Source organism: Dyella sp. CR10 (assembly GCF_055814425.1).
In genome coordinates, this window is the sequence record NZ_CP185986.1 from 2,437,212 (window position 1) to 2,457,925 (window position 20,714).

A 20,714-nucleotide genomic window follows, 5' to 3' on the forward strand; every position below is an offset into this window, starting at 1 on the left:
TCCGCCCCTTTATCGCGCCGTTTTTTGGCGCAAGAAAAACGCAGCCTCAACCCTTCCCCATCGGAAGCGGCGGCGCCCGCAGAGGCACCGGTGTGGATTGCACGATCGACGTCGTGGTCTGGCCGTACTGAAGGAACTGATCGAGTATCCGATCCAGATGCTCGAGCGCATCCAGGTGCACCTTGATGACAAAGCAGTCTTCGCCCGTGACGCGGTGACATTCGGCCACTTGTGGCATCGCGCGGGCGAGTTCGGCAATTTTTGCCAGCTGCCCTGGTGCAGGGCGTACGCGCACGTAAGCGGTAATCGGCCAACCAAGCGCAGCCGGGTCCAGCTCCAGCCGGCAGCCGCGTATCACGCCCGCATCTTCCAGCCGGTTGAGGCGCTCCTTCACTGCCGGCGCTGACATGCCGACGGTCACGGCGAGCCGCGTCACCGGCTGGCGAGGGTCCTCCAGCAGGGCCTCAAGCAGCTCGATGTTCCGCACGTCGGCGAGCAGATTTGAAATCTTAGGCATGACGTTCACTTCAGTTGGAAAAGGGTGGAAATCACCGGCATGGGCCTTCAAGGCGCCATGGATGATGCGCCTTCGCTTTGCAAAAGTGGAGGCATGAAAGCGGCCCTGCCCAAGCCCCTCACTACCGCACTTCCCGCGCCTGCCTGGTTCGTGGCGAGCGCCCTGTTCCATTACCTCGGCCCCGCCTTCGCCGTACTGCTGTTCGCCCGCGTCCCGCCCCTGGGCGTGGCCTGGCTGCGTATCGCGAGCGCGGCGCTGCTGCTTGCCGTATGGCGGCGTCCGTGGCGCTACCTGCAGCAACAGAACGCGCACACGCGTCGCACGATGGCCGGGCTCGGGCTAGCCATCGGAGGCATGAATGCCTGCTTCTACCTCGCCATCGACGGCTTGCCGCTAGGTACGGTCGGCGCGATCGAATTCATCGGGCCCATTGCCTTGGCAGCGGCCGGTCTGCGCACGCCGCGCAACCGGGTCGCGCTGGGGTTGGCCACCGCAGGTATCGCCCTGCTGACACGTGCACACCTGGGAGGCTCGCTGCCTGCCCTGCTCTTCGCCTTCGCGAATGCGGCGCTGTTTACGCTCTACGTCGTGCTCGGCCACCGACTGGCAGCGGCGACGCATGACGGCAGCGAGCCGGTCGACCGCCTAGCCGCCGCCATGCTGGTGGCCATGGTTCCGGCCACGTTGCTGGGCTTCGTTCCTGCCTGGCCGGCCATGACCAGTCCGGTGCTGCTGGCGGCCGGTGCCGGCGTCGGCCTCTGTTCCTCGGTGATCCCGTATGTGTGCGACCAGTTCGCGATGGCGCGCTTGCCGCGGGCGAGCTTCGCCCTGCTGCTGTCGTTGCTGCCGGCGATCGCCTGCCTGGTCGGTGCGTTGGTCTTGCGCCAGTTCCCCGGCCCGCGCGAGGCACTGGGCATTGCGCTGGTGATCGCCGCCGTCGCACTGCACCGCCCACACGCCGATGCTCCTTCTTCTTCTCCCACTGATCCACGCGAGGTACGTTCATGGAATACGTCCGACTCGGAGCCTCCGGACTGAAGGTCTCCCGCATCTGCCTGGGCTGCATGAGCTATGAGGTCACGCCCGCCGAGCGCCCGTGGCACCTGGATGAGGCGAGCAGTCGCCCATTCATTCGGCGCGCGCTCGAACTTGGCATCAACTACTTCGACACCGCCAACATGTATTCGCAAGGCGCGAGCGAGGAAGTACTCGGTCGCGCGCTGCGCGATGGCGCGCGCCGCGAGGAGGTGGTGATCGCGACCAAGCTGTTCTATCCCATGCACAACGGCGCCAACGCCCGCGGCCTGTCGCGCAAGGCGGTGATGGCCGAGATCGACGCCAGCCTGCGCCGGCTCGGCACGGATTACGTCGACCTTTACCAGATCCACCGCTGGGATCCGCACACGCCCATCGAGGAGACGCTCGAGGCGCTGCACGACGTGGTCAAGGCTGGCAAGGCACGCTACCTGGGTGCCTCCACGATGATGGCCTGGCAATTCGCCAAAGCCCTATTCACCGCCACGCTGCATGGCTGGACGCGTTTCGTATCAATGCAGCCGCACTACAACCTGCTGTATCGCGAAGAAGAGCGCGAGATGCTCGACCTGTGCCGTGACCAGGGCATCGGCGTGGTGCCCTGGAGCCCGCTGGCACGAGGCCGCCTCGCGCGCGCTTGGGAAGAAGCACCGAGCACCGTGCGCGGCGGCTCCGACCCATGGGGCGACGGCCTCTATGCAGATACGCGCGAAGCCGATCATCAGGTGATCGACCGCGTCGGCGAGGTGGCGGCACGTATCGGCGCCACCCGCGCCCAGGTCGCGCTCGCCTGGCTGCTGCAACAACCGGCGGTGACGGCGCCGATCGTAGGAGCCACCCGCATGCATCATCTGGAGGAAGCCGTGGGAGCGCTCGATCTGCAACTGCCCGCCGCGGAAAAGCGCGTATTGGAGGCGCCGTACCGACCCAAGGCCATCGCGGGCATAGCCGTGCCTGGCGTGGATGATTGAGCAGAAGGAATTGTGGATGTCTCGTGTTCTGTCGGCGGGGCTCGCCTCTCGCCGACAGCGAGCATACCTGGGGGGGCGGAGCTAGAGAGGGTGATCGTCGACTCGCGACCAGGCGCAGGATGGCATCGTTGCCTTAACTGCCTCCGGCCCCTTATCACCTGTAAAGCAGGATGACTCACTTTTTTGCCGCGTCCAATCGATTCACCCGGTATCCGCTATCGTCAATTATTGCCCCCCAGTGCTCCATCGCTGGTATCAAAGCAAGATCGATCGGGTTGGTGGCATAGGGGTTATAGACCATCGCAGACGGGTGCTCTTTACCCCAGATAACGGGCTCATAGAGGTCAATTCCAAGCAGCCCACTTATCGGGCCAGACTCGGGGTGCAGGAACAGGTCTGAAGGGACACTCTCGGCATCGGGCTTCGGAATGGCGCGCCGTTGCATATGCCCGGACCACTCGACTTCCATCGATGCGGGGTTTATTGCCACCGCCATCGGTCCGACTGCAAATACCATTTCCACCGGGAAAGGAGTTTGGCTTACCCCGTTAATCGTAAAATGGAAGGCGTCGAGCAGCTGAGAGTTGACTACGATGACATAGGATTCGTCGCTACGCACGATGCCTTTCTGTAGGTACCCTTTCTTGCAACGCTCCGCATGACCAAGAAGCTTGCGCGATTTCTCGACGATACCGGCAGTCCATCTGAGAGCCTGTTCAGCGTGAGGCACGTTGTGCGCTGGCCCAACCTCTCCCGGCACCGGTAGTTTCAGATAGTCCGGATCAATATCCTTCGGAGTCGGTGTTACGAGCTCCAACCAGACTGACTTCCCATTCTTCTGTGCTTTCAGGTCAGGGCCTTCCGCGGCGCTACTCAACGTAAATCCGGCTCGCCACAAATGATCGGCGAGCATCATTTCCGCCACGCGTTGGGCGTACCTCGATGGATCTCCGCTTGTTAGCTCTGTCTCGAAAATCGGATCCGCCAGACCCTCACTACAGAATCGATCATACAAAGTCGTGAAGTAGCTGACCGCCTCGAGACGGTATTTATCTTGCGCGTTCCTCCAGTGATCCTCGAAGGTAGAAATAACTTGAGTTCGGAGCAGACGGGAAGACATTTGCGTTACCTTAAGTGCGGATTCCCGTCGACCTGAACACCCATTCTGGCTGGATTTGAGCAGGGCGTTGGTACTGAACAACAGAACGCGTGTGATAAAGGGGACGGAGGTAGTTAAATCGACCCAACGGTCACCTCATCTACTCCGTCCCAGTTGCATTTTACTTCTGATCCGCCCCCAGCTTCGCACTAACCCCACCACTAAACGGCGAAGCGTCACTGCTCACCAGGCAGTTGAATTCCTTCCCCTCATTGAGCACCAGGATCGACGACTTGGCGCCCTTGAAGTTCGTCCCCATCGAGAACAGCACATACGTATCCGGCAGCTCGGTCGGCCGGAACACGCCGAAGGCGTACTCCCCGGCAATACCCAGGGGCGACAGCTTGATGGTGAGCATGATCGGCTTGGTGCCCTGCGGCGATGGCAGCTTCGAGAACGCGCTCATGATCATGGTCTGCGCATCGACCGAATAATGCGTGCTGACGGTGATGCCGAGGTAGCGGGAGTTGGGTGAAGACACCTGCTTCTTGCAGGCGGCGATGTCTTCCGGCTTGGTGTCGGGCTGGCCGTTCTGCAGGGTGGCGAAGACGTGAGTCAGTCTGGCCTTGGCCACGCCCGTGACCGGAGCCGCGGCAGCGGCGCTTGCATAAGCGAGAGCGGTGAACGACAGCGCGGTGCACGCCAGCGCATAACCGAAACGACGCGTTTGGGTATTCATATGGGTACCTTCCTTGTTGAGAGATGCGGCTATTGGCTTTAAGTCGATGGCATTCGATCAACCAAATGGCACGGCGCGAAGGCGCAACAGCTCGCCGCCCATCGGGCGGTACCCGATGGCGGATAAGCAAGCACGATGAAACACGCCAGCACGCAGCCAGAGAGTCAGGCCAGCCAGTAGAAACACCAAAAGGCGCCGGAAGACCCGACGGCCATGACGTGACGCAGCAAATGGGCCCATCCTGGCCGATTTGAGTTCCTGGGTTCCCCTATAGCTTGCTGACGCTATCACGCGACCTAGTGGAAATGACGTGAATAATCCCCGTGCACGGCTAAAGGGACCAAACGGTTAATACCGCCCTTCCCTCTTTGCCGCGCCGTGGCAAACACGCGGCGAGACTTCGGCATGCGCCACCGAAAACGGGCATGACAGGCCCGCCTCGAAAGAAACGCCCGGCGCGTTGCAGGCGAAGGCGAAGAAGAGTTCTGGCAAAGGCTCCGCATGGTCCGGTGCGACAAGGTCACCGCACTGGACAGGCCACTCAGGTTGGCCTTGAGCAAGGTGATGCCTGCCGACTGCATCGCGACGTCCGTGTCGGTCCCCATGGCGATGCCGACTTGCGCCCGCGCCAACGCCCGCGCAATTCGAGCGCACCACCCTGCTCTTCGATGCCGTCCACAGGCTCAAGCGTCATACCGCAGATCGGGCACTGGCCCGGCGCGAACAGCCGGATCTGAGGGTGCATGGGGCATGTATAGACGACGTTTACCGGCATGGCGGCACGGCTCCCTGCTGCGAAGCTGAAACGCGCGGAACGGTCCGACGTGCGATGGAGAACGACAGCGTGGCGCACCAAGGCGGCCCACCCCGATCCACGATCCATGGCGCCGCCGCCAACGGAGCGGTTATGCGAGCAAGAAACGACGTCACGGCTTGGGTGCCCAGGCCCGGCACCAGCCGCCCTGATTGACCGACCGGCCGGGAAAGATCGTGCATGGTGCGTAGCCACCGGCCGCCTGGGCGGCCTGGAAGAAGTTGCAATTCGCGCAGCGGCTGCCGCTCTTGAACTTGACCTCGGCCTTGGCGTCCACGGTGGCCGCCTGCTCCGTATAGGCCAGCGCTTTGGCGACGGGGTCGTCCGGATTCAGATGCGGCAGCTCTGCCGCCCTGGCGACGGGCAGACGCATCACACCCAGCACGGTCGCGCCCAACGCCAACCGGGTCAGGAAATGGCGGCGACTGAGCATGCGTGGCGAAACCTCAGACATCGGCACTGACCTCATCGCATCGACCCACTCACCGCCGTCAAAGGGCCGGACACAGGCACCGCCTGCCCGCCATTCGCCTGCAAGCCTTTGGCACGGATAAAGCCCACACGTTGGGATAGGTATTCACGTCATGCGTGCCGCGAAGAAGTTGTAGAGCGGCCCGAGGACCAGGGCCACATACCATCCCCATGCGACGCTCTCGACGAGCCCCAGAAGGAAGGTCGACCAACTCAGCAACTGGAAGCCTGGAAGGAAAATGGCCAAGGCCGCGTGATCTACCGGCAAGCTCGGGAAAGCGAGATAGCCGATGACGCACAGAATGTATGACGTCGTAAAAAACGCGCTCAGCGCCATGCCCAGTGCGATCACCGGAATGGTCCGCGCGACATTGGGGGCCCCGCGCTCACGCGTACGCGATGCGAACGATGTGGCATTAGCAGCCATGGCGGTGCCCCATGACGTGCGCGCCGCACCCGTAGCGCATCATCAAGAAAATGAGGGCGGCCCAGACCAGGAAATACGCGACGTTCCCGACTTGCATGGCCTTTCTCCAGGATCGATCTTCGATACTGTCGATGTCAGCGTAGATACCCGCCGGGGAGGCATATTGATATGGATCAATGATGGCCATGCATGCGCCGGCGATGGCATGCCGGGCGTCACCGCCCAGCAAGCGCTGTTCGAAAGCAAGCCGATGGAGCTGGGTATCCCACGCTTCGACGCCATCGCCTTACGCGGCGATACGAAGACAGCCATCGAAAGCGGACATGCTTCTCAGGAAGCATGTCGTCACATGCCGCGCCCTGGATATTCAACCAACGCGAATCCAATCGCTTCCTGGCCGTTTTGATCCTCGGCGTGTCCAAAACCAACGATCGTGCCTCGATGTCCCGAGCCTGCGCCGCATGGCCGCCCCAGAGCATCATCTTCGGCTCGAGGACGGCGCTCGATCGCGTCTTCTTAGGAGCTTCTGACCAGATATACGCCTGGCGCGGAAACGTTCGGTTACCTGCCTATGCGCTCAATGACTCGCAAGGTTTTCCCGAGCCCATTCTTCGGCGGTGGTGACTTGAATCGACTGCTGCTCGTTGAAAGTGACCGCTTTAGGCCACGCCACACCTCGACCTTGCGCGAACACGGCGCGGTACTTTTTGATGTGGTGCGTGGGGTCTTCCTCCAATGCCTTCATCAGATAAGGAACAGTCCACACGTTACGCGTGAACGGGCGCCCCAGCACTCGTTCAAGCATGCTCGCAACTTGCCCATACGACACAGTGTCGCCAGAGAGGTAGATGATTTGATTGCGGAAGCGGGGTTCGAAGAAAACGATCTCCGCCGTCAGAGCACCGATGTCGTCTGGTGTCGTGAGCGTCACGCTGTTCTCGAGACTGCCGAGCGCGTTCACGGTATCGTTTTCGAAATCCACCACCTCAAAGACCGGCTCGAAAAGGAAGCTGGTGAACATACCTGTCGAGATGATGACCCATTCGGTTTTATCTTGGGCGCGAAGCAGCTCGCGCACATCCAGCTGTGCATCGAAGAGATCCTGAGGACTGCCCCGACCGATCACTTCGAAGTCGACGCCAAACTGCCACGGGAAATAGCGCTTCACGCCGGCCCTGAGCGCTGCCGTAGCCAACTTCATGGGGGTTTCTCGACCCGCGACCATGCCGGCGCAACCGATGACGGTGTCGAACCGTGCGAATACCTCGGCAAGCTGATCGATTGAATCGTTCACCAGATCCGCGGCGACCATTTGGACGCCCAGGCCCCGAAGCTCATCGATTTCCGCCCTTTTCCCAGGCACCTGGGTGTTGATGGTCGAATCCCTGAGCAGGACGCTGATGGTGGATCCGGGCGCGCGCTTCGCCACCCGCGCAAGGTTGCGCAAAACCGGAAGCCCAAGCTCACCGGCGCCTAGAACGAGAATGGATTGGGGGGAATGCTGGGTTAGTTCGGTCATGATTTCTCCCGATAACTATTGCCTGTAGGATGCGCAAATGCTTGCACGATCCGGCAGCACTCGTAAGAAGGCACACGCGTGATACCAGGGGGCGACATGACCGATCATGAAACTCTTAGCCAGGCAGAAGCCATCTGCCGAACGCTCAGAGACGACGATGATGGCGTCAGGCGGGAAGTCCTCGCTCATGCAGGCAGCCGCTGGTCCTTGGGCATCCTGCATGCCTTGGGCGTGTACGGCAAAATGCGCCACGCCGAGCTGAAAAGGCAGATGGCTGGTGTGACTCAGCGAATGTTGACAAAGACGCTGCGCACCATGGAGCGGGATGGCCTGCTGATTCGACGGGAGTTCGATGAAATTCCGCCCCGTGTCGAGTACGAGCTGACGCCGCTGGGCAGGGAACTGTTGATCCGCATGTCCCCTGTCTGGACCTGGGTGGTTGAAAACGTTGAGGACTTCCGCAAGGCGCGCCGCCTTTTCGATAGTCAAGAGGGCAAAAAACCTTCCTGGCAAACACCCACGGCGATGCCTTCAGGTCCGAAAGCATCTAAGTAATCGTTAGCGTCACAGGTAACGTCTTTAGCCTGAATCGCGCCAAGCGTCCGCCCCACTTGCGACGCGCAAGTTGCGCCATGACCGCAGCTCGCCGCCATGCTCCAACGCCTGCGGCCCTCTATGCGCGATCACCTAGTCTCGTGGACATCACGTGACCATCGAACGCCGCCGGTCAAGCCGCGGCGGCCAGGAGCGATATCGAGAAGGCCGGGGTAGTCCATGCCGCGCAATACGTCGCTGCCCCCCGCCTCACCATCGTTACCCATCGGCATCAAGCGTCAGGCGGCATACCCGACGGGCATGCCTCGCTAAAGCGTGGTCATCCGGGGCTCCGCCCCTTCCTGCACCTGCCGCCACTGCATCCGCAGATGCGCCTGTGCCGCGCAGCGCGCGCCCATCTCGATAAACGCGGCGATGCCTTCGAGCATCACCGCCAGCCGGCGCGGGTCGGGGCTGCCGCACTCGTGAGTCAGTTCGGTCAGCAGTTGCACCTGATGGTGCGCGTATTGCAACCACTCGGTGGCGTCGTTCAACAGCGCCTCCGTGCCCGCGCCAGGATCGGAGAAGTAGTGGGCGTTACGCGTAATCCAGGGTTCGCCAAAGACATGCATATGCAGCTCCTTGCAGGGGTGCCGCGCCCTCGTGCCGTAAACGGCACGCCGCCAAAGGCTCGACGTGCCGCGATCACACGGATTCGAAGGGTCACCGATGGCCCATGCCTGGGCCCCGGGCGGCTTGATGGAGGAAGTGGGATGTGGCGTCAGGGTGTTTCGCCATCGCACAGGGAGACGTGCCACGCGAGGCGGCTCGAAAGACTTTCAGCGGAACGCGTGACGCCGCGGTGCCTCAATCGTGTCCGCGAGATCGTCGGACAGCTCGGATAGACGGTGAAGATGTCGCCGAGGGGATCGGCGGGCGGGCGGGTGCCGTATGATCTGGGGTAGCCATGATCAACTCCGTAGTCAGTTGGTGATGGTCAGCGGGTCGGAGGTGTTGCTGCACCTTCGGCCCGCGCTTCTCACAGCATTGCTGCCATGGTCACCCGCGTCGCGCGTTGCATCACTCCGCGGGTAACGCCAACGAAACTAGCAAACCGATAGAGGCATGTCTGTAAGCGCCTACGCGCATCACGCGTGCTTGCTGCGCTTTGCAGAGATATCCGATAGCGCCTACACGCGCCGTGCGGCGAACGCGAACACGACGGCAGCAACGCATCACGCCTCCCCCGCCGCCTCCACCATCAACGCATGCAACCGCTGCTGGTGACTGCGCCAGCCATCGCCGTCGAACAACACGAACCACGCCATCTGCAAAAGGCTGCGCCCGGTGTCGTTGCACGCCACCAGCACCTGGTGGCGCCTGGCATCGATCAGCATGAACTGGCCGCCCCAGCCGTCGGCCCACACGTTGCCGTCGCGATCGATCCACCACAGGTAGCCGTAGCTGGCGAAGGGGTCCATGTCCGCCACCGCCGAGTAGGCGCGCGTGCTTTCGGCCACCCACGGCGCAGGGATCACCTGCGTCGTTCCCCAGCGCCCGCCTTGTGCGTAAAGCATGCCGAAGCGCGCCAGGTCGGCGGCGGACAGGAAGATCACGAACTGACGGTGCTGCGTATAGCTGGGCTGCTCGTAGATCACGTGCTCGGGTTTGAAGCTGGTCATGCCGGTGGGCTTGGCGATCCATTCGTTGAAGGCCTGGCCGATGCTCATGCCGGTGCGTTGTTCGAAGATCACGCCCAGCACGTTGAAATCCCAGTTGTTGTAGTAGAAGAACTCGCCGGGCTTATGCGAGCCGCGGCGTGGCCGCCGGTCTTTCATGCCCTTCACTTCGCCGGCCGCCTCGATATAGATGCCCGAGCGCGACATCAGCAGGTCGCGCACGGTGGCGCTTTTCTCCATGGCAGTTAGCGGCACCACGTTGTCATCGATACCCAGCTCGCCCAGCGTCTGGTCCAGCCGCACATAGCCTTTCGCCACGGCGATACCGTACAGGCCGCTCAACAGGCTCTTGCGCACGGAGTGGGTGTTGATCGGCAGATCCGCCTCGCCCCAGCGGGCCAGCTCCTGGCCGTCCTGCAGGGCCACGAAGGCATCGAAGCGCGTCTTCTTGGCGAGGAAGCCGTAGGCCTCGCGAATCGCCTCGGGACGCGCCACGGGGGCGTTCGGCAAGGCGGTGGCGAAGGCGTTGCGGTCGCCGACGACGATGGCGGGTATGGCGGTGATGCCCAGCGCGATGGCGATCAGCAATGCCAGGGCGATCGCGATGCGTTTGATCAGGCGTTTGCCCGTGTGATTCATGACGTGTCTCCGGGAAGGCGATGGGCAGTATCCGAATCGCCTGGCCCGCCATGCAGACACCGGAAGTCACCCAGGCGGGTGACGAAAGTCACCACTTTGCCAATCGCCTTGCCTCGGCCCGGGCGCTGGGCGAAGCTCCGCGCATGAGCCGGCCCTCTTCCTTTCTGTCTGCCGCGATGGCCATGGCCGGGGGTGTGGCCTGGCTGGCTGTCGGCCTGGAGTTGTGGTTTGACCCGATCGTGCCGACGGCGGCGGCGAGCGCGTTGCCCGTGTACGCGCTGGTGCCGGGCTTGCACGCGCTGTTCGCGCTGGTCTTCCTGGGTTCGCTCGCAGGGCGGCCGCCACGTACCGCGCGCCTGCTGCTGGCGGCGGTGCTGCTGGGCATGGCGTTGGTGCTTGTCGCGCTGTATCGCTACAACTCGGCGGCGGCCCTGCTGATCATCCCGATGCTGGCTTTCGCCAGCTTGCTGCGCACGCGCTGGCTGATCGCCGTCTATGTCGTTGCCACCGCCCTGCTGCTGGCGGTGGTGCTGGCGTTTCGCCAGATGGATACGCCGTACACGTACGTCGGCCTGCACGCCAGCCTCCAGCTGCTCGCCATCCTGCTGGTCACTTCGATGCTGCGTACCGAGCAGGCGCGCACGCGGTTGGCCCAGGCGCACGCGGAACTGCTGGCCACGCGCGGCATGCTGGCGGAGATCGCACGCAGCCAGGAGCGCCTGCGCCTGTCGCGCGAGCTGCACGACGTGGCCGGCCACAAGCTCACCGCGCTGCGGCTCAACCTCAGCGCGCTCACGCACAACCCGCAGCTCGATCAGGCGCAGGTCATCGCTCTGTGCACCCGCCTCACCGAGGAGCTGCTGGACGACCTGCGCGCCGTGGTGCGCCAGTTGCGCGTGCACGATGGGCTGGACTTGCGCGCCGCGCTGGAAAGCATGGCCGCCCCGTTTCCACGCCCGCGCGTGCAACTGGAGATCGCCGACCACACACGCGTGCCGACGCTGGAACAGGCCGACGCGCTGCTGCGCGCCTTCCAGGAAGGGCTGACCAACGCGGCCCGCCACGGCGACGCCGAGCAGCTATGGGTGCGCCTGCACCGCGAGGGCGACGAGATCGTGCTGGACATGCGCGACGACGGCCAAGGCCGCGACGCGCCGCACGCCGGCCACGGCCTGACCGGCATGCGCGAGCGCATGCAAGCGCTGGGCGGCGACCTGGTATTCGGCCGCGCGGAGGATCATGGTTTCCACCTCCGTGCCTGGTTGCCGCTATGCCCGTGATCGAGCCGCGCCGACTGCGCATCGCCCTCGCCGATGACCAAGCGCTGGTGCTCGGCGGCCTCAAGGCTCTGCTCGGTGGCTTCGCCGCATTGCACGTCGTGGCCGAAGCGCCGGACGGACACGCGCTGCTGGACGCCTTGCAGCGCGTGGCGGTCGACGTCGTGCTGTGCGACATCCGCATGCCCGGCCTGGATGGCTTCGAGGTGTGTCGGCAGCTGCGCCACGTCGCCGCCGCGCCCCCGGTGATCCTGCTCACCACCTTCGACGACGCGGACTACGCCCTCAAAGCCATCGACGCCGGCGCGCGCGGTTTCCTGCTGAAGGACGCCTCGCCGCTCGAACTGGTCGACACCATCGAGCAGGTCGCCGCCGGACGCACGGTGATCGCCCCCATCGCCACCGACGCGGTACGCGCCCGCTATGCCTACGACGATCAGAGCGTGCCCACGAGCGGCTTCAGCAAACGCGAGACCGATATCCTCCGCCTGCTGGCCGGCGGCTACACCAACCGCGAAATCGGCCTGGCTATTCATGTGGCCGAGGGGACGGTGAAGAATTACCTGATGGATATCTTCGACAAGCTGGGGACGCGGGATCGCACGCGGGCCGTGCTGAAGGCGATTACGTTGCGGATTATCTAAGGGCGAAGGCGCCGGGCCATGCCGCCTCAACCTTCCGGCAACTTCGCGATCACCTTGATCTCGAACTGAAACCCGTAAAGCCAGGTCACGCCCACGGCCGTCAGCGTGGGATGCGGCGCGTTGCCCCAATAGGCCGGCACGACGCTCCAGACCTTCTCGAACGTCGATGCGGGATCGACCATGAAGACCGTCACGTCCACCACGTCCTCGAAGGTGCATCCGGCCGCCGCCAATACATCGCTCAAATGCTCGAAGGCGAGCGCGACTTGCCGCTCCAGATTCGGTTCGGGCGAACCGTCATCGCGGCTGCCGACCTGCCCGGACACGAACAGAAAGCCGTTGGATCGAATGGCCGGCGAATAGCGGTTGCGCTCGTAGAGCGCACGGCGGCCTGCAGGAAAAACGACGTCGCGTGTTGCCATGGGTCCAAACTCCATCGATGCCCAGAACGAGAGAGGCCAATCTAGGCGGCCTTGCAGCCGCGATAAACGGCCTTTTCCGGCAAGGACTGTTTGTAGAATCCAAACAATTTCCATGGCCTCTGGAGCAGCAATGGACCGGTTCGATGCAATGCAGGCCTTCGTCCGGGTGGTGGAAACCGGCAGCTTCACCAAGGCCGCGGAAACGCTGGGCATGAGCAAGACCAGCGTGACCCAGCTGATCCAGCAGCTCGAAGCCCGGCTGCGCGTCCGGTTGCTCCATCGCACCACGCGCAAGGTCAACCCTACCGCGGACGGGTCGATCTATTACGAGCGCACCACACGACTGCTGGCCGAGCTGGACGATGCCGAGAACAGCCTTTCCGAAGCCTCGGCTTCACCCAGAGGCCGCTTGCGCGTGGATGTCCCGAGCCCGTTGGCGCGCATGATTCTGATACCGGCCCTGCCTGCCTTCCATGCGCGCTATCCGGATATCCAGCTGGACTTGGGCGTCAGCGACCGCATGGTCGATCTCATCGGCGAGAACGTCGATTGCGTCGTGCGTGGTGGCGAGCTGACGTCGCTCTCCTTGAAGGCCCGTCACGTCGGCGATCTCCAACTTGGCGTGTACGCGGCGCCCAACTATCTGGCACGGGCAGGAACGCCCCTGCATCCCCGCGAGCTGGAAGACGCGCAGCATCGCATCGTCGGTTACGTCTGGTCGCGCACCGGCAAGCCCTTCCCTTATGCCATGCGCAAGGGCATCGAAACCGCACGGATCCAGGGGCGTTGCGTGCTCACGGTCGACGACGGCAATGCTTACCTTGAAGCGGGGCTCGCCGGCCTTGGCGTGCTCTGGCTACCTCATTACATGGCCAAGCGACACGTTGCCCAAGGTGAGCTGGTGCCGCTGTTCGAGGCCTGGCAATTGGATGCCATGCCGCTTTATCTGGCCTACCCGCCGAACCGGCATGTCAGCGCGAAGCTGCGCGTGTTCATGGACTGGATCGTCGAACTGATGGCGACGCATGCACCTGTCGGTCGCCGGGGCGGGCGGTAAACCGGCGTTCTGTGCGCCCTTGCGCTCAGTACTTCAAATTCAATTCCGGTATGCGCTTTCGGCTGGCCTCGAAGAGATCCTGGAACTCTTCTTCTGTCAGTTCATCGGGGGCATACACCGCGACCGGATCCCAGACATGATCCGTCGGCTGCGGTTGGCGCGGACCGGCGCGTAGCGAGAACGAACGCCCGTCGCGCTCAAGCAATTCGGGCGCCTCTTCAAGATGCTCGATTTTCGCGTCAGTGGGGGTCACAAGGAACACGGCAAAGATCATGGGCAGCGCCTCGCGAAGCATGGGCGGATGGATGGCGGGGAACACGAATCCTATCTCTGCTTGGAGAAGGATATGGATGTGGAAGCAAGCGATCGTGGACTATGCAGATGCTCTCAAGGCTTATAGCCGGGTTGCCGGAACGGATGGGCATCCGCGAAAGCGGGGAGTTCGAAGCAGTGCCGGGCTAATGCCGCCACCTTGGGAAAGGGCGCCATATCCAGCTGATAAAGACCCCCGATGATGACCTGCCCAGCGATGCAGATATCGGCGATGGTCGGCTCGCTCCCCAGCGCGAACGGCGCCGCCGGGCGGCGATCGAGCAACCGCTCGTAAGTCGCCACTCCTTCGGCCGCCCAATGCCGACACCAGGATTCGATCGCCGGCTGATCGGCGCCAAAGGCCTTCCCGAGATGCTTGCGAACGCGTGGCACGATCAAGGGATGAGTGTCGGCTACTGAAACGAGCGCTAGCGATCGGGCGTACGCGCGTTCTTTGGCATCCTCCGGCAGCAACCGCGGCGATGGTTCGATCTCATCGAGATACTCCATGATCGCCATCGACTGAGATATGCGATATCCGTCGTGAACAAGGGTGGGCACGGCGTGCTCCGCATTTACCTCATCGTAGTCGGCATCGAACTGGCGACCGGACAGGATGTCCACTTCGATCTCTTTGAAAGCAAGCTGCTTCAGCGCAAGCGCGACACGAACGCGAAAGGCTGCATTAGAGCGCCAGAAGCCATAGAGCAGGATGGTCACAGTGCGGATCCTTTCTGCAGGTTTCCAGGGGGGTCTCTCCCTGGGACGGCACTGGCCATGGCACGTCCATGGGGAGAGGACAAGAAGCGCTCAAGCCAGCCACCGACACACGATTGCAGTTGCAATCGACGTCATTCGATCATGCCGCGATATAATTGCGATTGCAACTCATCGGAAAGGAGGCATCGCCTGTGGCGAACAAGAAACCGGATCTCTGGTTCTCATTCGTGCGCTCGCATCGTGCATTGATTCGCGAGATCGAGCGTCGCCTGGCCGAGGCCGGCCTGCCCGCCTATGCCTGGTACGACACCCTGTGGGGCGTGGAAAGCGGCAAGGACGGCACGCGCCGCATGCACGAGCTGGCCGACGCGCTGGTGATCGAGCGCTACAACCTCACTCGCCTGGTGGATCGCCTGGAACAGGAAGGCCTGGTCACACGCGCGCGATCCGCCGAAGACGGACGCGCGGCTTACGTCACCATCACCGATGCGGGGCGATCACTACGTAAGCGGATGTGGAAGATCTACGAGGCCGCGGTGAATGAGCTTTTCCTCACGCAGTTCGATGCGACGGCGCAGCGTGAGATAGCGGAGGGGCTTGATCGTGCGGCGTTGGCGGCGCGCCTGTCGGCGCAGTGACACATGAGTGATAGCAAGTCTACGTGCGTCGTATCAGCCAGACCGTACGGCTCGCAAAGCCTTTCCTGCAGCGCCGGCCATGCTTACTCGCTGGGCCGGCGCCCCAGGTCAATGCCTTACGACGCCAGGGTGTGCAAAACCTGAAGCGCCTCTTCGGCCTCTTCAATCCGCGACGGATCATCGCTGTTGCGCGCCAGCGCCAATCGCCGCTGCATGAACGATTCCGCTTCGTCCAGCCGCCCTTGCTCATAAGCGAGCACGCCCAATTGAAACAGGGCTTCATCGATGTGGTGCGTCACGTCGTGCTTCAAGGCGATATCCAGCCGGCGCATCAGAAACGCTTTGGCCTTGTCCAGCTCACGCAGCTTGTGCGCGTTCTGGGCAAGGTTGGTGATCACCACCAGCAGCTTGTCGCTGTCCGGCCCGAACAATCGCTCGCCGCTCGCCAAAACACTCGCGTTGATCGAAAACGCCTTGGCGTACTCCTCGGCCTCGTGGAGACAGAACGCGAGGCTTTCGCGCGTCCCCAGCCGTTGATCTTCTGACAGCCCCGGGTCGGTATCGAACAAGGGAATGACTTGGGTATAGGCATCGATTGCGATATCCCAAGCCCCGACCTCCTCCGCCTGGTTGGCAAGGCTGTAGAGGAAGTGGGATCGCTCGCTTGCCGGCAGAAAAGGATGGCTCGCGTCGATGCGCAGGGCTTCCGAACTCGGCCCAAGCGCTTCTTCCGCCCTGCCCACCCGATAAAGCACAAAACCCCGGATGTAATTCAGCTCACCGCGCGCCTCGACAGGCATCGGCGACAGGCTGGCTTCGAGTTCGTCGAGTTCCTTGAGTGTCGCACTGGCGCTGAACGTCTTGCTCGGATCCATAATCATCCGATGAAGCTCTTTCAGCCGCTGGGTAACCCCATGCTCTCCTTGCGTGGTCATCGTGACTCCTTTCGTTGAGGTGGTGTTGGCTTTAGATGGCCATGTTAGGCGTCCGCGCATGTCGGGCGAAAGCGATTCTTGCATAGGCCGGTGCCGGCTTAAGAAGACCAATCGGGATATACCTCGGCCGCCTCGTCACAGAACTTGCGAATGGCCTCCATCTGAGCCGGTTCGAAGCTATCGCTCGACACCTGGAACCAGCGCTTGTCGCCAAAAACTGTCAGCGTCGTCGTCGTTCTGTAACCGCCGTATCTGGCCGACCTGATCTCCACCACTGGCATTGCCTTGGCGGAAAACCAGCTCCAATAGAGGAGCCCCTTTTCCAGAATCTCGACACGACAAGATATCGATTTGACTGCATCTACCAAGACGATGAACCCGAGGCAGAAGAAGTAAGCTGCACAAAGAGCCGATGGCATGGATGGCCTCATCAGGAAGTAGGCGAACCCAAGGGCGGGAAATACGGCACCAACCGCCATACCGAGAAGAGCGCGCAGGATCTTGGAGCCGGGTGGCTTCAACACCGTCGATTCGTGGGTTCGCCCCTTAGTCGGCTCGTTTCCTCCATTCCATCCCCGTCGAATCGATCGAGCGCGCCGGAACGAGACACTGACGCTCATGCCAGATATCACCAAAAGAACCATACCCACGCCAAAAAAAAGCCAATCTATCCCCGATATCGCAAGATAGGGGAGCGCATGAACAACTGCCTCGCCTCGCGCAGCAAACAAAATCACCGCACCGATAGAGAGCGCAGTGGCCCCAAGGCCTGCAAGCATGACGATCAACAGCGGTACGAGGGCAGCGGCAATCTTCATAGGATGTTCGACATTCATGGCAGCCAAAGTTGCAATCCCCAACTTCCCGGGCATCCAACTTCCGTCAGCGGATGCGCAGTACCTCGACCAGCGCCGACAGTGCTGAAGGCTGATGCCGACGGCTGGGGTAGTACATGAAGAAGCCGGGAATCGGCGGCGTCCAATCCTCCAGCACACGGATAAGCCGCCGCTTGGCGATGTCCTCGGCAACCTGCTCTTCATAGACGAAACCGAGACCCGCTCCGGAGAGGGCTGCCTGGATCACCAGATGCGTGTCGTCGATGATGAGCGGGCCGTTCACGCCGATCGTGACGGATGTTCGTCCGCGCTCGAACTCCCATCGATAGGGGCCGCTCGGAAGGCGCAGGGTGATGCACCGATGATCGCTGAGATCCTGCGGCTTTTTAGGCAAGCTTCGTGTCGAGAAATAACCAGGCGATCCCACGACAGCCAAGCGCAACTCTGGCGTGACGCGCACGGCGACCATGTCCTTCTGGATGTACTCGCCGAGCTGGATGCCCGCATCGAACTCGCCGGCGACGAGGTCTACCGGGCCCGTCACGGTGACGACGTCGAGCACGATGTCGGGATAGGCCTCGGCGAATGCCGTGAGCCGCGGCAGCAACACCATGACGGCCGCCGAGCGGGACATCACGATACGAAGGCGACCCGCCGGGCGGCGGCGGATACGCTGTGCCTTGTCCAGCGCTTGAGCGATTTGCTCGAGCGCGGGCGACAGATCTTTCAGTAGCGCGGCCCCCGCGGCCGTTGGCGCAACGCTCTTGGTTGTCCGGGCGAGCAGTTGCAATTCAAGCCGCTTCTCTAGCCCTCGAATGGTGTGGCTGAGTGCCGATTGGGATACGCCAAGCTTGGCGGCGGCTCGGGTAAAGCTGCGCTCACGGGCCACCATCGCAAAAGTGGCGAGCTCATTCAGTTCGCTTCTCATTATTCATGAATACTACTCATGACACCTTCCTTCGCAAGATGGCTAGCCTCATAAGACCCCCTGCCCTAGGCTTCGTCGCCACGTACCGCCAAACCTTTCCTCTGACGGACAGGCGCTTGGCGCCTCGCACCGAATGTCCCCGAAAATCCTTGAGGATCGCCATGAACTCCGATGTCGCCGCTTTGCGTTCGATCGCCCTGACCTATTTCGACGCCGCCTATGACATGGACGCCGATAAATTCGCCCCTCTGTTTCACCCGTCCAGCTCCGTGACGAGGATCGGCCAGGACAGCGACGTCAGCGTGACGCCGATCGCGACGTGGCTGGCCGTCGTACGCGGCACAACCTCGCCGAAACAACAGGGCTTCGATCGCGACGATCAGATCCTCTCCATCGATGTCGAGAAGGATCTCGCGGTCCTGAAGGTGAGATTGCAGGTTCCCCCACGCGTCTTCACGGACATGCTGTCCTGCTTGAAGGTCCAGGGGACTTGGAAGATCGTCCAGAAGGTGATGACGTCGAACGCGTAACCATGACCGTGTGATCCGCCACGTGTCGAAAGCGGGCATACCCCTCAGTCGTGGAGGATGCCTATCGTCCGTAACCACGCCTCGGCGAGCCGAGGCCAACCCGTGATGGGGTCTTGCGTCGGCCGCAAGCCGAAGGCGTGACCGCCATGCGCATACAGATGCATCTCTGCCGGCACACGCGCTTTTGCCAGCGCGGTGTAATAGACCAGCGACTGGTTGACCCCATCGACGTAGTCGTCCTCCGCCTGCACCAGAAAGGTGGGCGGCGTCTCGCTGGATACCGGCACGTCGCGATTCAACTTGCCATCCTCGCGAGCGAGATGCCCCGGGTAAATCGGCATCGCGAAATCCGGCCGCGCACTCTCTTTGTCCGCCGCGTCCACCGGTGCATAAAGATGCCGATTGAAGTTCGTGCTTATCTCGGCCACGAGGAATCCGCCGGCAGAAAAGCCCAGCACACCGATCTTGTGCGGATCGACATGCCACTGCGCCGCATGAAAGCGCACCAGCCGCATGGTTCGCTGCACGTCCTGCAGCGATGGCACCGAAAGCGCCAAGTTGTGCGGCCGGCAATCGCACTTCCATTCGTAGGGCTTGCTCGGCACTCGATACTTCAGCAACACGCAAGTAACGCCATGGGAGGTCAACCAGTCGCAGGCCTCGGTGCCTTCCAGGTCCATGGCCAATATATGGAACCCGCCTCCAGGGATCACGACAACCGCAGCCCCCGAATTCTTTCCGGTGGGCTCATACACCGTCATCGTCGGCTGCGTCACATTGGATACAGCGGTCACTGGCTTGCCGGCCAGCAACTTCTCGCTCGACTTCATGGTTTCCGGACCGGGCACGGATTGAAGATCCGGCGCCGTCCCAGGCCACAACGGTACTTGCGTGTGTCCGACGGCTGGCTGCCATGTAGGCGTTTCTGCCTTCACACCGGCACCGGCGAACAGCAGCATTAGAGCAACTGACCAAAGCTTCATGACAAACGTCCTTGTGGCGACGAGATGATTTGGGCTATCGAGAACCGGGCATTTGCCGAGACATGCGGCACGTCCTCGCCCTATATAGCGGCACCTTGTGCAGTGGCTGGGCCTGGAAAATGTCTTTAGAAAGGCCAGGACCGCAATGTCTTGCGCTGACTAAAGCCTCCTGCTGTAGTTACGCCGACCCGCCAGGCACATGGTCATGGCTGCCCTATTCGCTAGTATCCCTTCCCTGTCGTGCGGGCATGGCGCTTACCTACATGGGGATGTTTGCCTTGATAAATCGCTTTTCGGTCATTGCCTTCGTTGCGCTCTGGTTTGCGCAACCATTGCACGCGAATGCCGTACCGCCAAAGGTACTCATCATTGGCGATTCGATATCAAAGGGCTACGCGCCCCACGTAGCCACACTTCTTGACGATAAGGCTGAAGTTGTCCGCATTCCGGAGAACGGCGAGACGTCCGCGCATGGCCTTGAACGATTGGATGCCTGGCTGGGATCCACGAAGTGGGACGTGATCAGCTTCAATTTTGGTCTGTGGGACATTTGTTATCGCAACCCGGACCTTCCGGAGGGGAGCGATTACGACAAAGTTCACGGCTCGATCTCGATCAGTCTCGACCAGTACAAGAGAAATCTTGAGCGGATTGTCGAGCGGCTGGAGAAGACCAAAGCCCATATCGTATGGGAGAACACTACGGTTGTTCCCGACGGGGAAGCGGGCCGGAAGCCGGAGGACGTCGTCAAGTACAACCAGGCCGCCAAAGAGATCATGGAAAGGCACGGCATTCCGGTGATCGATCTATACGACCTCACCAAGCGTTTCGAGCCAAGATTCTTCAAGCGGCCGCAAAACGTCCACTATTCGGACGAGGGATATCAAAGAATCGCGATTGCCGTCGCGCAGGCCATTGAGGACTCGTTGCCGGTATCAGGGAGCCATCCACGCTGACATACGACGTCAGCAGGCTCCAAAGAGCCCGG

At 62.1% G+C, this 20,714-nt stretch carries 26 protein-coding genes; 10 read left to right on the top strand and 16 right to left on the bottom strand.

From position 1 onward, the window contains the following. Positions 1 to 46: 46 nt before the first annotated feature. Entirely contained in the window at positions 47 to 568 is a 522-nt protein-coding gene (locus ACNR9O_RS10855; RefSeq protein ID WP_473680660.1) for an Lrp/AsnC family transcriptional regulator, read from the bottom strand. 42 nt (positions 569 to 610) lie between these two features. Here ACNR9O_RS10855 and ACNR9O_RS10860 point away from each other — a divergent pair, with 42 nt between their 5' ends. Next, positions 611 to 1,555, top strand: a complete 945-nt coding sequence (locus tag ACNR9O_RS10860; RefSeq protein WP_473680658.1) for an EamA family transporter — start codon at positions 611 to 613, stop codon at positions 1,553 to 1,555. Continuing rightward, a complete protein-coding gene (locus tag ACNR9O_RS10865; RefSeq protein ID WP_473680656.1) occupies positions 1,522 to 2,523 on the top strand; it encodes an aldo/keto reductase in 1,002 nt (333 codons plus the stop codon). Before ACNR9O_RS10860 ends, ACNR9O_RS10865 begins: the two co-directional genes overlap by 34 nt. A 175-nt stretch (positions 2,524 to 2,698) precedes the next feature. Here the strand turns inward: ACNR9O_RS10865 and ACNR9O_RS10870 are convergent, their stop codons facing one another. From ACNR9O_RS10870 to ACNR9O_RS10890, 5 genes are all read right to left on the bottom strand, one after another. Then, entirely contained in the window at positions 2,699 to 3,643 is a 945-nt protein-coding gene (locus tag ACNR9O_RS10870) for a hypothetical protein (protein WP_473680654.1), read from the bottom strand. Between the two features lie 160 nt (positions 3,644 to 3,803). Continuing rightward, positions 3,804 to 4,361, bottom strand: coding sequence for a hypothetical protein (locus tag ACNR9O_RS10875; protein ID WP_473680652.1), 558 nt, complete (start codon positions 4,359 to 4,361; stop codon positions 3,804 to 3,806). A 541-nt stretch (positions 4,362 to 4,902) separates the two neighbouring features. Further along, positions 4,903 to 5,244 (bottom strand): heavy metal-binding domain-containing protein, encoded by a 342-nt coding sequence (locus ACNR9O_RS10880; RefSeq protein WP_473700726.1) that lies wholly within the window; start codon positions 5,242 to 5,244, stop codon positions 4,903 to 4,905. A 43-nt stretch (positions 5,245 to 5,287) separates the two neighbouring features. Next, positions 5,288 to 5,608 carry a high-potential iron-sulfur protein gene (locus ACNR9O_RS10885; RefSeq protein WP_473680648.1) on the bottom strand — a complete coding sequence of 107 codons (321 nt, stop codon included), beginning with the start codon at positions 5,606 to 5,608 and terminating at the stop codon, positions 5,288 to 5,290. A 144-nt stretch (positions 5,609 to 5,752) separates the two neighbouring features. Next, the gene (locus tag ACNR9O_RS10890) at positions 5,753 to 6,073 is read right to left on the bottom strand and encodes a DUF5676 family membrane protein (RefSeq protein ID WP_473680646.1); all 321 of its coding nucleotides are present in this window, start codon (positions 6,071 to 6,073) and stop codon (positions 5,753 to 5,755) included. Here ACNR9O_RS10890 and ACNR9O_RS10895 point away from each other — a divergent pair. Then, a complete protein-coding gene (locus ACNR9O_RS10895; protein WP_473680644.1) occupies positions 6,072 to 6,479 on the top strand; it encodes a hypothetical protein in 408 nt (135 codons plus the stop codon). The genes ACNR9O_RS10890 and ACNR9O_RS10895 overlap by 2 nt on opposite strands. A gap of 171 nt (positions 6,480 to 6,650) precedes the next feature. Here the strand turns inward: ACNR9O_RS10895 and ACNR9O_RS10900 are convergent, their stop codons facing one another. Further along, complete coding sequence (locus tag ACNR9O_RS10900) at positions 6,651 to 7,592, bottom strand: aromatic alcohol reductase (protein WP_473680642.1); 942 nt, start codon at positions 7,590 to 7,592, stop codon at positions 6,651 to 6,653. Positions 7,593 to 7,688: 96 nt separating this feature from the next. Between ACNR9O_RS10900 and ACNR9O_RS10905 the strand changes: the two genes are divergently transcribed. Beyond that, positions 7,689 to 8,147 (top strand): winged helix-turn-helix transcriptional regulator, encoded by a 459-nt coding sequence (locus ACNR9O_RS10905; RefSeq protein ID WP_473680640.1) that lies wholly within the window; start codon positions 7,689 to 7,691, stop codon positions 8,145 to 8,147. Positions 8,148 to 8,455: 308 nt separating this feature from the next. Here the strand turns inward: ACNR9O_RS10905 and ACNR9O_RS10910 are convergent, their stop codons facing one another. Next, complete coding sequence (locus ACNR9O_RS10910) at positions 8,456 to 8,758, bottom strand: hypothetical protein (RefSeq protein ID WP_473680638.1); 303 nt, start codon at positions 8,756 to 8,758, stop codon at positions 8,456 to 8,458. A 603-nt stretch (positions 8,759 to 9,361) separates the two neighbouring features. Beyond that, the gene (locus ACNR9O_RS10915; RefSeq protein ID WP_473680636.1) at positions 9,362 to 10,444 is read right to left on the bottom strand and encodes a serine hydrolase domain-containing protein; all 1,083 of its coding nucleotides are present in this window, start codon (positions 10,442 to 10,444) and stop codon (positions 9,362 to 9,364) included. A gap of 20 nt (positions 10,445 to 10,464) precedes the next feature. Here ACNR9O_RS10915 and ACNR9O_RS10920 point away from each other — a divergent pair, with 20 nt between their 5' ends. Together ACNR9O_RS10920 and ACNR9O_RS10925 are read left to right on the top strand one after the other, a co-directional pair. Beyond that, on the top strand, positions 10,465 to 11,724 hold the full coding sequence (locus ACNR9O_RS10920; RefSeq protein ID WP_473680634.1) for a sensor histidine kinase: 1,260 nt from the start codon (positions 10,465 to 10,467) through the stop codon (positions 11,722 to 11,724). Further along, positions 11,715 to 12,365 carry a response regulator gene (locus ACNR9O_RS10925; RefSeq protein WP_473680632.1) on the top strand — a complete coding sequence of 217 codons (651 nt, stop codon included), beginning with the start codon at positions 11,715 to 11,717 and terminating at the stop codon, positions 12,363 to 12,365. Before ACNR9O_RS10920 ends, ACNR9O_RS10925 begins: the two co-directional genes overlap by 10 nt. Before the next feature lie 26 nt (positions 12,366 to 12,391). Here the strand turns inward: ACNR9O_RS10925 and ACNR9O_RS10930 are convergent, their stop codons facing one another. Then, the gene (locus tag ACNR9O_RS10930; RefSeq protein WP_473700771.1) at positions 12,392 to 12,787 is read right to left on the bottom strand and encodes a RidA family protein; all 396 of its coding nucleotides are present in this window, start codon (positions 12,785 to 12,787) and stop codon (positions 12,392 to 12,394) included. A gap of 112 nt (positions 12,788 to 12,899) precedes the next feature. On the opposite strand from ACNR9O_RS10930, the gene ACNR9O_RS10935 reads away from it, so the two are divergent. Then, a complete protein-coding gene (locus tag ACNR9O_RS10935) occupies positions 12,900 to 13,844 on the top strand; it encodes a LysR family transcriptional regulator (RefSeq protein WP_473700727.1) in 945 nt (314 codons plus the stop codon). Positions 13,845 to 13,869: 25 nt separating this feature from the next. On the opposite strand, the gene ACNR9O_RS10940 is transcribed toward ACNR9O_RS10935, so the two are convergent. Together ACNR9O_RS10940 and maiA are read right to left on the bottom strand one after the other, a co-directional pair. Continuing rightward, positions 13,870 to 14,163, bottom strand: coding sequence for a hypothetical protein (locus tag ACNR9O_RS10940; RefSeq protein WP_473680626.1), 294 nt, complete (start codon positions 14,161 to 14,163; stop codon positions 13,870 to 13,872). A 68-nt stretch (positions 14,164 to 14,231) separates the two neighbouring features. Next, positions 14,232 to 14,876: a maleylacetoacetate isomerase gene (gene maiA, locus ACNR9O_RS10945; protein WP_473680624.1), complete on the bottom strand. Its 645-nt coding sequence runs from the start codon at positions 14,874 to 14,876 to the stop codon at positions 14,232 to 14,234. Positions 14,877 to 15,067: 191 nt separating this feature from the next. Here maiA and ACNR9O_RS10950 point away from each other — a divergent pair, with 191 nt between their 5' ends. Continuing rightward, a complete protein-coding gene (locus ACNR9O_RS10950) occupies positions 15,068 to 15,514 on the top strand; it encodes a MarR family winged helix-turn-helix transcriptional regulator (protein WP_473680622.1) in 447 nt (148 codons plus the stop codon). A gap of 116 nt (positions 15,515 to 15,630) precedes the next feature. Here the strand turns inward: ACNR9O_RS10950 and ACNR9O_RS10955 are convergent, their stop codons facing one another. From ACNR9O_RS10955 to ACNR9O_RS10965, 3 genes are all read right to left on the bottom strand, one after another. After that, entirely contained in the window at positions 15,631 to 16,449 is an 819-nt protein-coding gene (locus ACNR9O_RS10955; RefSeq protein ID WP_473680620.1) for a tetratricopeptide repeat protein, read from the bottom strand. Positions 16,450 to 16,547: 98 nt separating this feature from the next. Then, positions 16,548 to 17,321 (bottom strand): hypothetical protein, encoded by a 774-nt coding sequence (locus tag ACNR9O_RS10960; protein WP_473680618.1) that lies wholly within the window; start codon positions 17,319 to 17,321, stop codon positions 16,548 to 16,550. A 10-nt stretch (positions 17,322 to 17,331) separates the two neighbouring features. After that, on the bottom strand, positions 17,332 to 18,213 hold the full coding sequence (locus ACNR9O_RS10965; protein WP_473680616.1) for a LysR substrate-binding domain-containing protein: 882 nt from the start codon (positions 18,211 to 18,213) through the stop codon (positions 17,332 to 17,334). A gap of 161 nt (positions 18,214 to 18,374) precedes the next feature. Between ACNR9O_RS10965 and ACNR9O_RS10970 the strand changes: the two genes are divergently transcribed. Next, entirely contained in the window at positions 18,375 to 18,743 is a 369-nt protein-coding gene (locus ACNR9O_RS10970; RefSeq protein WP_473680614.1) for a nuclear transport factor 2 family protein, read from the top strand. Positions 18,744 to 18,787: 44 nt separating this feature from the next. Here the strand turns inward: ACNR9O_RS10970 and ACNR9O_RS10975 are convergent, their stop codons facing one another. Next, positions 18,788 to 19,726, bottom strand: coding sequence for an alpha/beta hydrolase (locus ACNR9O_RS10975; RefSeq protein ID WP_473680612.1), 939 nt, complete (start codon positions 19,724 to 19,726; stop codon positions 18,788 to 18,790). A 248-nt stretch (positions 19,727 to 19,974) separates the two neighbouring features. On the opposite strand from ACNR9O_RS10975, the gene ACNR9O_RS10980 reads away from it, so the two are divergent. Further along, positions 19,975 to 20,682 carry an SGNH/GDSL hydrolase family protein gene (locus ACNR9O_RS10980; RefSeq protein WP_473680610.1) on the top strand — a complete coding sequence of 236 codons (708 nt, stop codon included), beginning with the start codon at positions 19,975 to 19,977 and terminating at the stop codon, positions 20,680 to 20,682. The last annotated feature ends 32 nt before the right edge of the window (positions 20,683 to 20,714 follow it).